The organism is Methylobacterium sp. BI1, from assembly GCF_056680125.1.
Genome location: NZ_CM155267.1, coordinates 15,203 through 29,495, shown reverse-complemented (window position 1 = coordinate 29,495; position 14,293 = coordinate 15,203). Strand labels below are relative to the sequence as shown.

The window sequence follows — 14,293 nt, the reverse complement described above, 5'->3', positions numbered from 1 at the left end:
GAAGCCTTGTCGAACCGCGGGGCTACGCTAACCCTCTCCACCGTGACACATCCGCGGACCTTCCCCCTCGCTGCGCCCTCCGGCGTCCCCCGTCAGCCGGTCCGCCGGCGCGTCGTCCCATCGGCGTTCCTGCCGCTCCTCCTGGGGTTCGCAGCCGGCCCCGCCGACGCGCAGACCACCGACACGAGCTGCTACGTCACCGGCGGCGGCACCCTGGAGATCTGCCGGGGCAGCGAGGCCGAGGGGGTGTTCTTCACACCCCCGGCCTGTGAATCCGCCAGCGGCGTGCAGGTGATCCGCACGACGCCCGGCACCGGCCCGCTCCAGGCCGTGTACCAGGCCGAGACGCCCCTGATCGCCAGGAAATCCCGGCGCGGCGAGACGGCCGGACCCTGCGCGCCGCGCCGCGCCACCGACCCCCTCGACGGCGGCTCGGTCCGCTCCGGCGCGATGCCGGAGCAACTCGCCACCACCATGCCGCCGACCCAGGGGCGCCTGTGGGAGATGGCCCGCGAGGTTGCCCGCAGCCAGGAAGGTGCCAGGGGACAAGAAGGCACCAGAGGCCAGGAAGGTGCCGGTGCCGAGGAGCGCGGACGCCGACGCGGTCGTCGCCGGGCCGAAGCCCCGCCGGCCCCGGCCCCCGAGCCGGCCGGCGAGGGCATCGCGGCCCGGCATCCGATGACGGTGGCGGGGCGCGCCTGGGGCGGGGACGCCTACAGCTACGTGTTCTTCCTCGCGGCGGTGCCCACCGAGGCCGGCAACCGGCACGCGCTGCTCCAGGCCCGCACGCTGGATTTCAAGGGCTTCGACATCCGCGGCCGCACCGAGGCGGGAACGGTCTGGACGCCGTTCGGCGGGGAGCGTCCGGAGGGGCGCTCCCGCCGCGGCCGGTCGCGGACACCCGAGGCGCCGAGCCCCAGCGCCGTTCTCGACGAGACCGGGGCGGCGATCATCGGCAACTGCGCCGGGCAGGGCTTCGACCGCACCGATCTGGTCGGCGCGATCAGCGTGGTCGATCAGGTCTACCACTACTACTACACCGACGTGCTGCCCTCGGACTGCAACGAGCCGGCGGCGAACCGGCGGATGGGCCTCTACCTGCGCACCAGCCGGGACCTCACCGCCGATCGCGTCTGGTCGCCGGCCCGGACCGTCGCCGAGCCGCTGCCCGCCCAGAGCCTGATACGGGTGGCCAAGGCCCGGGACATGGACCGCTGGGTGGCAGCCTATCGCTGCAACCGCCCGGCCAACACCATGGACGGTCCCGTCGCCGACATCTGCGTGCAGTACACCGCCGACCTCGCGCCGGGTTCGCTGGCGGGCCTGACGTGGTTCTCGGAGCCGCAGGCGATCATGCGCTCCACCGCCTATCTCGGCCTGCGCTCGGGCGGCGACGGATCGGGCCGTTTCGGGCGCAGCCAGCATTTCTGGATGACGGACCGCTACGGCAACCTCGCGACCCCGACGAACTACCGCGCCAAGGCCGGGTTCCTGACCTGGCTCGACCGGCTCGCGCCGGGGCCGGGCGGCGCGAACGCGTCGACCGTGTTCGGCCGCCCCGTCTACTGGGCCACCTGGTCCGTGCGACCGGTGGCGGCGAAGTAGCGCCTCAGGCGCGGGCCGCGGCCAGGGCGGGCGCCGCCTCCGTTGCGGCCTTCGGGGGCCCGTCCGTCTCCGCATCGCGCTCGGCGTCCATCTCGCCCTGCCACTGGGCGACGGCGGCAGTGGCGAGGCCGTTGCCGAGGACGTTGGTGACGGTGCGGCCCATGTCGAGGATCTGGTCGACCCCCATGATGAGCAGGATGCCGGCCGCCGGCAGACCGAACATCGGTACGGTCGCGGCCACCACCACGAGGGAGGCGCGCGGCACGCCGGCGATGCCCTTGCTCGTCACCATCATGACCAGCAGCATGGTGAACTGCTCGGCGACGCCGAGATGGATGCCGAAGGCCTGGGCGATGAAGAGCGCGGCCATCGCCTGGTACATCATCGAGCCGTCGAGGTTGAACGAGTAGCCGAGCGGCAGCACGAAGCCGGTGACCCGGGGGCGCACGCCGAACTTCTCCAGCACCTCGACGGTGCGGGGGAAGGCGGCCTCGCTCGAGGCGGTGGAGAAGGCCAGGATCATCGGTGCGCGCAGGAGATCGAGGAGGCGCACCACCCGGTTGCCCAGCACCAGCCAGCCGGCGCCGATCAGGAGCACCCAGAGCACCGCGAGGCCGAGGTAGAACGCGCCGATGAACTTGCCGTAGTCGATGAGGACGCCGAGGCCCTGGACGGTGATCACCGCCGCGATGGCGGCGAAGACCGCGAAGGGCGCCAGCCGCATCACCGCGTCGGTGACGGCGAACATCACGCGGGCGAGGCCGTCGATCATGTGCACCATCGGCTCGGCGTAGCGCCGGTCGATGACGCTGAGGCCGGAGCCGAAGAAGATCGAGAAGACCAGGATCTGCAGCACCTCGTTGGTGGCCATGGCCGAGACGATGCTCGTCGGGAACACATGGGTGAGGAAGTCGCGCAGGTTGAGGGAGGCGGCCTTCAGCCCGGTCTGGGCGCCGGCCTCCGGCAGGGGCAGGGCGAGGCCGGCCCCCGGCTGGAACAGGTTGGCGACGAGGAAACCGAGGGTCAGCGACACCACGGAGGCGGTGAGGAACCAGCCCATCGCCATGGCGGCGACCCGGCCGACCGAGCGCGTGTCGCCGAAGCTCGCGATGCCCGACACGATGGTGGCGAAGACCAGCGGCGCGATGATCATCTTGATCAGGCGCAGGAAGATGTCCGTGCAGAGGGTGAAGTACCCGGCGATCTCCTTGGCCTCCGCCGGTCCGGCCGCCATCCCGTGCAGGACCGCGCCAACCAGGATGCCGAGGACGAGCCCGAGGCCGGTATAGAGGGTGAGCCGCCCGGATTTCCTGCCGTCCGCCTTGGCGTCGCCGTGAGTCATGGTGTTCCTCCCTGTGGGGTGCTGTCGGCGCTCGTGATGGGCGCTCTGTTGGGCGGGTCATGGCGTGACCCGGTGGTGCGGTGATGGGCGCGACGCGACAGCGTCAGGTCTGAATCACCCCTCTCCCGCAGAGGAAGAGGGGGCCATCCTCAGGCTGCCGCGAAGGCCTGCGGCCGGGTCAGGCGATCCGGCTGGAGCACGGCGTCGAGCTGCGTCTTGGCCATCAGGCCCTTCTCGAGGACGAGCTCGTAGACGCCGCGCCCGGTGGCATGGGCCTCCAGGGCCACGGCGGTGGCGTTGCGGTAGCCGATATAGGGGTTCAGGGCGGTAACGATGCCGATCGACTGCTCGACGCTGGCCCGAAGGTGCTCGCGGTTGGCGGTGATGCCCCGTACGCAGTGGACGTCGAGGGTGATGCAGGCCGCGCGCAGGTGGGTCAGGCTGTCGAACAGGCTGTAGGCGATGATCGGCTCGAAGGCGTTGAGCTGGAGCTGGCCGGCCTCGGCCGCGAAGGTGATGGTCACGTCGTTGCCGATGACTTCGAAGGCGACCTGGTTGACCACCTCGGGAATCACCGGGTTGACCTTGCCGGGCATGATCGAGGAGCCCGCCTGGCGCGCCGGCAGGTTGATCTCGTTGAAGCCGGCCCGCGGCCCGCTGGAGAGGAGGCGCAGGTCGTTGCAGGTCTTCGACAGCTTGACGGCCACGCGCTTGAGCACCCCCGAGAGCTGCACGAAGGCGCCGCAATCCTGGGTCGCCTCGACCAAGTCCTCGGCGGTCTCCAGGGGGATGCCGGTGATCTCGGAGAGGCGCGCGCAGACGAGGGCGGCGTAGAGCGGATGCGCGGTGATACCGGTGCCGATGGCGGTGGCCCCCATGTTGATCTCGCGGATCAGCAGGGCGGCTTCCCCGAGCCGGGCCTCGTCCTCGCGCAGCATCAGCGCGTAGGTGCCGAATTCCTGGCCCAGCGTCATCGGCACCGCGTCCTGCAGCTGGGTGCGGCCCATCTTCAGGATGTCGGCGAAGTCCTTAGACTTCGCGGCGAAGCTGGCGCGCAGGTCGGCCATCGCGGCGATCAGCCGGTGGATGGCGCCGGCGGCGGCGATCTTCAGGGCGGTCGGGTACACGTCGTTGGTGCTCTGGCCCATGTTGACGTGTTCGTTCGGGTGCAAGTGCTCGTAGGCGCCGCGCGGATGCCCGAGGATCTCCAGCGCCCGGTTGGCGATGACCTCGTTGGCGTTCATGTTGGTGGAGGTGCCGGCCCCGCCCTGGATCAGGTCGACCACGAACTGGTCGTGCAGGGCGCCGGCACGGATCTCCTCGCAGGCCGCCACGATGGCCTCGGTGCGGGATGCGTCGAGGAGGCCGAGCTCCCGGTTGGCCAGGGCCGCCGCCTGCTTGATCGCCGCGAGGGCGTTGATGAGATCCGGGCAGTCGGCCAGGGTCCGGCCCGTGATCGCGAAGTTCTCGACCGCCCGCAGGGTGTGGACGCCGTAATAGGCCGCCTTCGGCACCTCCCGGTCGCCCAGGAGGTCGTGCTCGGTGCGGGTCGGATGGTCGGTCACGGGGGGCTCCTGGTGTTCGGTTGCGAGGGGCGTGCGGGTGCGGTCCGGTACGGCGTACCGGTCGGGGCGCGGCCACGCGGACGCGACGGCGCAGCCGCAGGGACGGCCTCACCTCGGGACGGCGTGGAGGGTCGGAAGGGTCGCGCCCGCGGCTCGATGCGGAACGGCTGCGGCGCGATGCGCCGCCGGGGAGGGCAGTAGTCCCGGCTCGACGCCGGCGCCAATGCTAGTTTCGACCGAGATTATTCCTGCAATGCATAGTTTGGTTCGTCGAGGGCGGCGGCGGCCCAGACCGCATCGAGGAAGGGCCAGGCACGCTCCGCGCTGCGATAGAGGCGGATCTCCATCAGCATCTCGGAGCTGACGACCGTCAGGGCGCCGGAGGCGATCTCGCCCGCCACCAGGCTGACGGGAAGCCAGGCGACGCCGTGGCCGGCCAGCGCCATGGAGCGCAGGGCTTCGGCCATGGAATTCTCGTTGGTGTGGATCGGGTAGGTGACGGGCGCGCCCTCCGCGGATTGGGCGATGGCGGCGAGGAGGCCGAGGAAGGAGCCGCGCGAATACTGCAGCAGCGGGAGCCGTCCCTCGCGGTCGGGGGGCAAGCCGTTCGGGGCGGCCACCGCCACGAGGCTGTCGCGCCCGACGACCCGGTGGGGATAGCGCTCGGGGTCGAGGGGCATCGGGATGCCCGGATGGTGATAGGTCAACAGGAGGTCGTAGCCGCCCTCCACCAGGGCCTGGACGCAGATGTTGAAGTTGTCCGGCAGGACCCGGCTCGCCATCGGTCCCACCGCCTCGCGGATGCCGTTCAGCCAGCGCGGCAGGACGGAGAGGCAGAGAGAGTGGAGGGCGGCGATCGTCACCACGGGCAGGCTGGAGCGCTCGCTGCGATTGCGGAAGTCGGCGCGGCTGAGGGTGAGGAGGCGCAGGACCTCCTCGGCGGTCTCGAGGAACTGGCGGCCGTCCGCCGTGAGCGTGATCGGGTAGGTGCTGCGGTCGAGGAGCACCGTGCCGAGCCAGACCTCAAGCGACCGGATTCGCCGGCTGAAGGCCGATTGCGTGACGAACCGCGCCTCGGCCGAGCGCGAGAAGCTGCGGGTCTCGGCGAGGCTGATGAAGTCCTCGATCAACTTGAGTTCCATCGTCGTCCTTCGGCCCCGCCCCGCACGTGCTCCGGCGACGGGCCAGGAACTCTCGCATCGGTGCGCGCGACGGGGCAAGCTGGGGCCGGCCGCGCCCGGTCCGTCCCTTGCTGGGCGGCCCGGCCCTGTTTCCCCAGAAGAGAGCCGCGCATGCGTTCGAGCCCATCCCCCGAGTCTGCGCCGCGCCAGCCCGCTCGGGCCGCCATCGCCGCCTTCGTCGGCACCACGATCGAGTGGTACGACTTCTTCATCTACGGCACGGCCGCCGCGCTGGTGTTCGGGCCGCTCTTCTTCGCCGAGGCGACGCCGTTCGTGGCGACCTTGGCGGCCTTCGGCACCTTCGCGGTGGGCTTCCTCGCCCGGCCGCTCGGCGGACTGGTCTTCGGCCATATCGGCGACCGGCTCGGGCGCAAGCGGGCCCTCGTCGTCACCCTGGTGATGATGGGGCTGGCGACCACCGGCATCGGCCTGCTGCCGACCTATGCCAGCATCGGGATCTGGGCGCCGGTCGCACTGGTGTGCCTGCGCATCCTCCAGGGCATCGCCGTGGGCGGCGAGTGGGGCGGGGCGGTGCTGCTCGCGGCCGAGCACGCGCCGAAGGGGCGCGCGACCTTCTTCGCCTCCTTCGCCCAGCTCGGCAGCCCGGCCGGGCAGATCCTGTCGCTGCTGGCCTTCCGCCTCGCCGGGCTGATGGACAAGGAGAGTTTCCTCGCCTGGGGCTGGCGCCTGCCGTTCCTCGTCAGCATCGTGCTGCTCGGCGTCGGCCTGTTCATCCGCCTTGGCGTCGGCGAATCACCGGACTTCCAGGATGCCAGAACCGCGGAGAACCGTGCGGCGGCCCCGGCCCCGATCCGCGAGGTCCTGGCCACCAGCCTGACGCCGCTGGCCCTGGCGGCGGGCGCCAACACCTTCGCGATCGGCTCGGTCTACCTCTTCAACACCTTCATGATCACCTACACGACTCAGTATCTCGGTCTGCCCCGGGCGACGATCCTCGACGCGCTGCTGGTGGCGGCCTGCGTCCAGCTGGTGATGACGCCGGTGGGCGCGCGAATCGCCGAGGCCATCCGCAACGAGCGCCTCTTCCTCCAGGGCACCCTGATCTGGGCGATGCTGGCGCCCTATCCCCTGTTCCTGCTGGTCGATCTCGGCTCCGTCCCGGCCCTGATGCTCGGGCTGGCCCTCAACGTGGTCGGCAGTGCCACCTTCTACGCGGTCATCGCCGGCTACGTGGCCGGCGCCTTTCCGACCCGGGTACGCTACACCGCGATCTCGGTGGCCTATCAGGTCTGCGGCGCGGTGGCGGGCGGGCTGACCCCGATCATCGGCACCATCCTGGCCGAGCGCTTCCAGGGTCACTGGTGGCCCATCGCCGCCTTCGGCACCGCTCTCGCGGCAATCTCGTTCGTCTGCGTCACCGCGCTCGGGCGCTACCGGACCCGGGCCTCGCGCCTGGAGCTCGCCCGCGCCTGACGGGGGTGGGGCATGCTCGCCCCGGCGGCGGTCGCCCCTTGCCCCGGAGCCCCACACCTTATATTGCGACGCGATAGCTCGATCCCGTGACCCGGCGCAGCCGGCCGCATTCCTGCGGCCCGTCGCGTGACGGGCTCTTCTCGCTTCCGGATACCCTATGAAGCTTCGCAACATCGCCATCATCGCCCACGTCGACCACGGCAAGACGACGCTCGTCGACAAGCTGCTGTCGCAGTCCGGATCGTTCCGTGAGAACCAGCGCGTCGAGGAACGCGCCATGGACTCGAACGACCTCGAGAAGGAGCGCGGCATCACCATCCTGGCCAAGGCGACCTCAGTCGTCTGGAAGGACACCCGCGTCAACGTCGTGGATACCCCCGGCCACGCCGATTTCGGCGGCGAGGTGGAGCGCATCCTCTCGATGGTGGACGGCGTGATCGTGCTCGTCGACGCGGCCGAGGGTCCGATGCCCCAGACCAAGTTCGTGGTCGGCAAGGCCCTCAAGATCGGCCTGAAGCCGATCGTGGCGATCAACAAGGTCGACCGTCCGGACGCCCGCATCACCGAGGTGGTGAACGAGGTGTTCGACCTCTTCGCCGCCCTCGACGCCACCGACGAGCAGCTCGACTTTCCGATCCTCTACGGCTCCGGCCGCGCCGGCTGGATGGCGACGGCCCCCGACGGCGACCAGAGCCAGGGCCTCGCGCCGCTGTTCGACCTCGTGCTGGAGCACGTGCCCCAGGCCAAGGTCGAGGAGGGTCCGTTCCGGATGCTCGGCACCCTGCTGGAAGCCAACCCGTTCCTCGGCCGCATCATCACCGGCCGCATCGCCTCCGGCACCGTGAAGCCGAACCAGGCCATCAAGGTCATGGACCGCACGGGCAAGCTCGTGGAAACCGGCCGCGTCTCGAAGATCCTGGCCTTCCGCGGCCTGGAGCGCGCGCCCATCGACGTGGGTGAGGCCGGCGACATCGTCTCCATCGCGGGCCTCGTGAAGGGCACCGTGGCCGATACCTTCTGTGATCCGCAGGTCGAGACCCCGATCCAGGCCCAGCCGATCGATCCGCCCACCGTCACCATGTCCTTCATCGTCAACGACTCGCCGCTCGCCGGCACCGAGGGCGACAAGGTCACGAGCCGCATGATCCGCGACCGCCTGTTCAAGGAGGCCGAGGGCAACGTCACGCTCAAGATCGAGGAGGCGGCAGACAAGGATTCGTTCTTCGTCTCGGGCCGCGGCGAACTCCAGCTCGCCATCCTGATCGAGACCATGCGCCGCGAGGGCTTCGAGATCGCCGTCTCGCGTCCCCGCGTGGTCCTCTCCAAGGACGAGAACGACAACGTTCTCGAGCCGGTCGAGGAGGTCGTGGTCGACGTGGACGAGGAGTACTCGGGCGTCGTCGTGCAGAAGATGTCCGAGCGCAAGGCCGAGATGATCGAGATGAAGCCGTCGGGCGGGTCCCGCCTGCGCCTCGTCTTCCATGCGCCCACCCGCGGCCTGATCGGCTACCAGGGTGAGCTCATGACCGACACCCGCGGCACCGCGATCATGAACCGGCTGTTCAAGGCCTACGAGCCCTACAAGGGCGAGATGCCCGGCCGTCGCAACGGCGTGCTGATCTCGAACGACAAGGGCGAGGCCGTGGCCTACGCCATGTGGAACCTCGAGGATCGCGGCCCGATGATGATCGAGCCCGGCGCCAAGGTGTACCAGGGCATGATCATCGGCGAGCACAACCGCGAGAACGACCTCGAGGTGAACGTGCTCAAGGGCAAGAAGCTCACCAACATCCGCACCACCTCGAAGGACGAGGCCGTGCGCCTGACGCCGCCGATCCGCATGACCCTGGAGCGTTCGCTCGCCTGGATCCAGGACGACGAGCTGATGGAGGTCACGCCGAAGTCCATCCGCCTGCGCAAGACCTACCTCGACCCCAACGAGCGCAAGCGCTTCGAGCGCTCGGGCGGCGTCGCCTAAGCACACACCCTTCTCAAGCACAGATGACGGGAGGCCGGGCGAAAGCCCGGCCTTTTTTCGTTTTTCGTCGTGCCTCCCGCGCAACGCGCATGACCGCAAATAACACCTAGAATATATTTTTATCCAACGTTAGGTTGGATCATGGTCAGCGTTCCTGCCTCCAATCGTCCCGCCCCCGATCGACCCGGCCCCATGGGCTTCCCCGGCTCACCCCCGCGTCGAACCAGATCCTGTCGGGCACCGGTCCATCCGAGCCTGCCCGGTTCGTTCGGGCGCGGCTCGCGGGCGCCCGCACGGTGGTGCCCCGCAACGCCGGGCGGAAAGACCCGGCAGGCGACCGGGCCTGTTCGTCTTCGCCCCGGTGCCGGTCCGGTGATCGGCTGACGCCGGACCACGCGGTCGAGATGGATGCGGAAGGGTTGGAGTGTATCGGATGGACCTGCAGCGAGGCCGCGAGTTCGATCAATTTCTCGTCGTCCTGGACCGGTTGTGCCAGCGCTTCGCGAAGTATCGTTCGGAGTATCGCAAAGGGCTGGACGAGTACTCTCTCCGGAACGAGTACCTGGATCCGTTCTTCGAGGCGCTGGGCTGGGACGTCAGGAATACGAAGGACGACCCGCCCTTCATGCGGGACGTGCGGGTCGAGTACAGGGCCTATGATGGCGTCATCAATGGCAAGGCCGATTACGTGTTTCGGATCGGCGGGTTCGATCGGTTCGTCTGCGAGGCGAAGAAGTTTCCCGAGAAGCTGGAGAACCATCGTTTCCAGCTGCAGAACTACGTCTACAACCTGCGTCTCTGGATCGGCCTGACCACGAATTTCGACGAGCTGAACCTGTTCGTCGTCGGGGGGAAGCCGAGTCGGGAGAAGCCGTTCAGCGTCGTGCCGGGCTGGCGCCTCTGCTACCAGGATTACCTGGATGCGGCGCCGAAGATCTGGGATCTGCTGTCACGGCCAGCCGTCGCCGCCGGCTCCCTGGAAGCCTTCATCCAGGACCTGCCCAAGGTCATCTCGCGGACCGAGCGGCAACTCTGGCTGATCAAGCCGGACCGCAATCGGGCCGTCGATACCGATTTCCTGCAATACCTCGAAGGCGAGCGCGCCCGGCTGGCCAAGTCCCTGATCCGGCACAACGCCGCCCTGCACTGGGACGTGGCGTCGATCAACGAAGCCGTCCAGGTGATCCTCGATCGCCTCATCTTCCAGAGGGTCTGCGAGGACCGCGACATCGATACCTTCCAGACGCTCCGGCAGGCGCTGGCGCTCTGGGAACGGCACGGACGACGCAAGGGCGACCTGTGGACCCTCATCGTCGGCAACCAGGCGAACATGCGGGCGGCCTTCAACGGGGGGCTCTATGGGCGGGCCGGAGCGCCGTCCCACTTCGTCGAGTCCTGCGTGGTCGACGACCGGTGGCTCGCCGACTTCATCGATCATCTCGCCGGGGACGAGTCCCCCTATCTCTTCAGCACCCTGCCGATCGAGATCCTGGGGTCCGTCTACGAGCGCTTTCTCGGCTCGATCATCGACGAACAGGGGAACGTGACCCCGAAGCCCGAGATCCGGAAGCAGGGCGGCGTCTTCTACACGCCCGAGCACATCGTCGCCCACATCGTCGACGGCGCCCTGGCGCCGCTCCTCGACGGCAAGACGCCGGAACAGATGCGCCGGATCCGGATCCTCGATCCGGCCTGCGGCTCCGGGACCTTCCTGATCCGTGCGCTGGAGAAGCTTTTCCAGGCGCATATCCACTATTACCATCTCAACGCGGACAAGCGGGACGGAAAATCCGTCTATCTCGACGCGCATGGCGACCTGAAGCTGACCAGCGAGCTGAAGAAGCGCATCGCCAAGGATTGTATCTTCGGGGTCGATATCGATCGCCAGGCGATCGAAGTCTCGGAGATGTCGATCTATCTCAAGATCCTCGAGGGCGAGACCCAATCCACCCTGGGGCGGCAGAGGGTTCTGTTCCCGAACGAGACGTTCCTGCCGGACCTGTCCGGCAACATCCATGTCGGGAACAGCCTCCTCGGGCAGGATGCCTACGCGCTCCTGCAGGCCGACCTGCCGATCACCGAGGCGAAGCCGTTCTCCTGGGAGCTGTCGTTTCCGGAGGTCCATGCCCGCGGCTGGTTCGACGCGGTCATCGGCAATCCGCCCTACGACGTCATCGAGAAGGCGCGCGGCGCGGCCTCCTGGCCCCACGACGTCTTCCGCGCTTACCTCACCCGGACGGATCGGCTGGATGCCGCCAAGGGCGGCAAGCTGAACCTGTTCCGGTTCTTTCTGATCCAGAGTCTGCAGCTCGTCAGGCACAACGGGTCCCTGGGCATGATCGTGCCCATGGCCCTCCTGGCCGATTTCAGCTGCAAGCGGACGCGCCTCGCGGTCCTCGATCAGGTCGACGAGCTGAACGTGCGGGCGTTTCCGCAGAAGGACATGCGCCAGCATCGCGTCTTCTACGATGCCAAGCTGTCGACGGTGGTCGTCGGAGGCCGCAAGCGCTCACCCACCCGGCGCAGGCACAACCCGCGGATCGACCTTCACGTCTATCCCCGGGCGTCCTTCGACGATCCCTACCGGGACGTCACGATGCGCCGGAGCGAATTGGCGGCCATCGATCCGCAGGGACTGCCGATCCCGATCACCGATCAGGCCTCGTGGGAACTGGCCAAGAAGCTGCATCAATCGAATTCGGTCGCACGCCTCGACGGGATCGCGGGCATCCGGATCGCCCGGGGCGAGATCAACCAGACGATCTACCGCGCCTGCATCACGGACGATCCCAGGCACAGCCGACTCCTGAAGGGCGTCGAGGTCTCCGCCTACGCGATCCACCGCACCCTCAGCCAGGGGCGGGTCGAATGGTTCGACCGTGCGCACTACGAGCAGACCCATGTCACGCCGGATGCCGTCGGCGTCCGCCGCATCGCGACGCAGAGGATCACCGGCGTCGACGAGCGGCATCGGATCGTCGCGACCCTCTCGGAGCCGGGCTGGTACTTCGCCGATTCGACCAACGCGGTCGTCGTCGCTCCGACCTGTGACCTGGCGCCGGAATACATCCTGGCTTGCCTGAACAGCCGGCTCCTGCAATGGCGCTTCCAGCTCACCAGCTCCAACAACAATGTCGGGACGAACGAGCTCGCCGCCCTGCCGATCCGGTTGCTCGACCTGGGAGATGCCGGCGAGGCGCGGACCCATGCGGCGATCGTCGCGCAGGTCGGTCACTTGCTCCAACTCGGCGTGCAGATCCATGGCAGCCCGAGCGTCAAGGTCCGGACGGACGCGACCCAGCGCTTCAACCAGATCCGGGCCGGCCTCGATCGGACGATCGAATCGCTCTACCGCCTGACCCCACCCGAAGCGGCCCTGGTGCATCGCCGCTTCGCGGCCCCCTGACCCAGAGCGGAGGATGACGGTTTTCCTCCGCCGCTCACGACTCCTTCGCCCGCTCCCGCAGCAGGTACTTCTGCACCTTGCCGGTCGAGGTTTTGGGCAGTTCGCCGAACACGATGTGGCGTGGGAGCTTGTAGCCCGCCAGCCGCTCGCGGCACCAGGCGATGAGGGCGTCGGCCTCCACGGTGGCGTCGGGCTTCAGCTCGACGAAGGCCATCGGGGTCTCGCCCCACTTCGCGTCGGGGCGGGCGACGACCGCGGCGGCGGAGACGGCGGGGTGGCGGAACAGGGCGTCCTCCACCTCGATGGAGGAGATGTTCTCGCCGCCCGAGATGATGATGTCCTTCGAGCGGTCCTTGAGCTGGATGTAGCCGTCCGGGTGCTTGACCCCGAGGTCGCCGGAGCGGAACCAGCCACCCGCGAAGGCGGCCTGGGTCGCCTTCGGGTTCTTCAGGTAGCCGCGCATCACCACGTTGCCGCGGAACATCGCCTCGCCCATGGTCGCGCCGTCGGCGGGCACGGATTCGCAGGTCTCGGGATCGCGAATGTCGAAGCCCTCCAGCACGGGGTAGCGCACGCCCTGGCGCGCCATCTTTTCCGCGCGCGCATCCGCATCCAGGGCGTCCCAGTCCCGGTGCCAGGCGTTCACCACGGCCGGGCCGTAGGTCTCGGTGAGACCGTACAGGTGGGTGACGTCGAAGCCGGCGGCCCCCATGGCGCCGAGAACCGCCTGGGGCGGCGGCGCGGCCGCCGTCAGGAAGGCGACCCGCCGGGGCAGGGGGCGGCGCTCGGATTCCGGGGCGTTGAGGAGCAGCTGCATCACGATCGGCGCACCGCAGAGATGCGTCACGCCGTGCTCGGCCAGGGCCTGGTAGAGCGCCCCGGCGCGGACCTGGCGCAGGCAGACATGGGTGCCGGCGACCACCGACAAGGTCCAGGGAAAGCACCAGCCGTTGCAGTGGAACATCGGCAGGGTCCAGAGATAGACCGGGTGCTGCCCGAGATGGCCCGTGATGACGTTGCCGAGGCAGAGCAGGGCGGCGCCGCGATGATGGTAGACCACGCCCTTCGGGTCGCCGGTGGTGCCCGAGGTGTAGTTCAGGGAGATCGCGTCCCACTCGTCGCCGGGCATCGCCCAGTCCCAGGCCGGGTCGCCCTCCGCCAGCAGCGCCTCGTAGCCGAGGCTGCCCACCGCCGTGCCGGGGCCGGTGAATTCCGGATCGTCGACGTCGATCACCAGGGGCTTGACCCGGGCCTGGGCCAGCGCCGGGGCCACGACCTTCGAGAATTCCCGGTCGGTGATCAGCACCTTGGCCTCGCCGTGGTCGAGGCAGAAGGCGAGGCCGGCGGCGTCGAGGCGGGTGTTCAGGGTGTTGAGGACGGCGCCGGTCATCGGCACCCCGTAATGGACCTCGATCATCTCGGGCGTGTTGGCGAGGATGACCGCGACGGTGTCGCCGCGCCCGATGCCGCGCGCCGCCAGGGCCGCGCCGAGGCGGCGGCAGCGCGCGTAGAGTTCGGCGTAGCTGCGCCGCAGGGGGCCGTGGATCACCGCGCAGTGATCCGGGAACACCCGCGCCGACCGGTCGAGGTAGCTCAGGGGCGTCAGCGGCTGGTAGTTCGCCGGATTCCGGTCGAGGTCCCGGTCATAGATGGATGGCGCGGCCCTGTCGGCCGTCGTTGAGGTGGTCATCGGCGTATCTCCCTGGCCAAGAGAGTACCGCGTCGCGGCATTCCGACAAATCGCCGCGGATCGTCGCCCACAGCGGGCCTCGGCCGATGTGG

General features: G+C 69.0%; 8 protein-coding genes. 4 read left to right on the top strand and 4 right to left on the bottom strand.

The annotated features are described in order from the left end of the window. Positions 1-42: 42 nt before the first annotated feature. Positions 43-1,605 carry a hypothetical protein gene (locus AC1MGR_RS00115; RefSeq protein ID WP_480233285.1) on the top strand — a complete coding sequence of 521 codons (1,563 nt, stop codon included), beginning with the start codon at positions 43-45 and terminating at the stop codon, positions 1,603-1,605. Positions 1,606-1,609: 4 nt separating this feature from the next. Here the strand turns inward: AC1MGR_RS00115 and AC1MGR_RS00110 are convergent, their stop codons facing one another. From AC1MGR_RS00110 to AC1MGR_RS00100, 3 genes are all read right to left on the bottom strand, one after another. Continuing rightward, the gene (locus tag AC1MGR_RS00110; RefSeq protein ID WP_480233284.1) at positions 1,610-2,947 is read right to left on the bottom strand and encodes a dicarboxylate/amino acid:cation symporter; all 1,338 of its coding nucleotides are present in this window, start codon (positions 2,945-2,947) and stop codon (positions 1,610-1,612) included. A gap of 149 nt (positions 2,948-3,096) precedes the next feature. Further along, on the bottom strand, positions 3,097-4,512 hold the full coding sequence (gene aspA, locus AC1MGR_RS00105) for an aspartate ammonia-lyase (protein ID WP_480233283.1): 1,416 nt from the start codon (positions 4,510-4,512) through the stop codon (positions 3,097-3,099). A 242-nt stretch (positions 4,513-4,754) separates the two neighbouring features. Beyond that, positions 4,755-5,654 carry a LysR family transcriptional regulator gene (locus AC1MGR_RS00100; RefSeq protein WP_480233282.1) on the bottom strand — a complete coding sequence of 300 codons (900 nt, stop codon included), beginning with the start codon at positions 5,652-5,654 and terminating at the stop codon, positions 4,755-4,757. 150 nt (positions 5,655-5,804) lie between these two features. On the opposite strand from AC1MGR_RS00100, the gene AC1MGR_RS00095 reads away from it, so the two are divergent. From AC1MGR_RS00095 to AC1MGR_RS00085, 3 genes are all read left to right on the top strand, one after another. Next, the gene (locus AC1MGR_RS00095; RefSeq protein ID WP_480233281.1) at positions 5,805-7,127 is read left to right on the top strand and encodes an MFS transporter; all 1,323 of its coding nucleotides are present in this window, start codon (positions 5,805-5,807) and stop codon (positions 7,125-7,127) included. A gap of 157 nt (positions 7,128-7,284) precedes the next feature. After that, the gene (gene typA / locus AC1MGR_RS00090) at positions 7,285-9,105 is read left to right on the top strand and encodes a translational GTPase TypA (RefSeq protein ID WP_480233280.1); all 1,821 of its coding nucleotides are present in this window, start codon (positions 7,285-7,287) and stop codon (positions 9,103-9,105) included. A 433-nt stretch (positions 9,106-9,538) separates the two neighbouring features. Next, entirely contained in the window at positions 9,539-12,511 is a 2,973-nt protein-coding gene (locus AC1MGR_RS00085; RefSeq protein WP_480233279.1) for an Eco57I restriction-modification methylase domain-containing protein, read from the top strand. Between the two features lie 34 nt (positions 12,512-12,545). Here AC1MGR_RS00085 and AC1MGR_RS00080 read toward each other — a convergent pair whose 3' ends face one another. Next, a complete protein-coding gene (locus AC1MGR_RS00080; RefSeq protein ID WP_480233278.1) occupies positions 12,546-14,201 on the bottom strand; it encodes an acyl-CoA synthetase in 1,656 nt (551 codons plus the stop codon). Between the last annotated feature and the right edge of the window lie 92 nt (positions 14,202-14,293).

Coding starts and splice junctions, on each gene's coding strand:
- AC1MGR_RS00110 (WP_480233284.1), bottom strand. CDS start 2,947: ATGACTCACGGCGACGCCAAGGCGGACGGCAGGAAATCCGGGCGGCTC.
- AC1MGR_RS00100 (WP_480233282.1), bottom strand. CDS start 5,654: ATGGAACTCAAGTTGATCGAGGACTTCATCAGCCTCGCCGAGACCCGC.
- AC1MGR_RS00095 (WP_480233281.1), top strand. CDS start 5,805: ATGCGTTCGAGCCCATCCCCCGAGTCTGCGCCGCGCCAGCCCGCTCGG.
- typA (WP_480233280.1), top strand. CDS start 7,285: ATGAAGCTTCGCAACATCGCCATCATCGCCCACGTCGACCACGGCAAG.
- AC1MGR_RS00085 (WP_480233279.1), top strand. CDS start 9,539: ATGGACCTGCAGCGAGGCCGCGAGTTCGATCAATTTCTCGTCGTCCTG.
- AC1MGR_RS00080 (WP_480233278.1), bottom strand. CDS start 14,201: ATGACCACCTCAACGACGGCCGACAGGGCCGCGCCATCCATCTATGAC.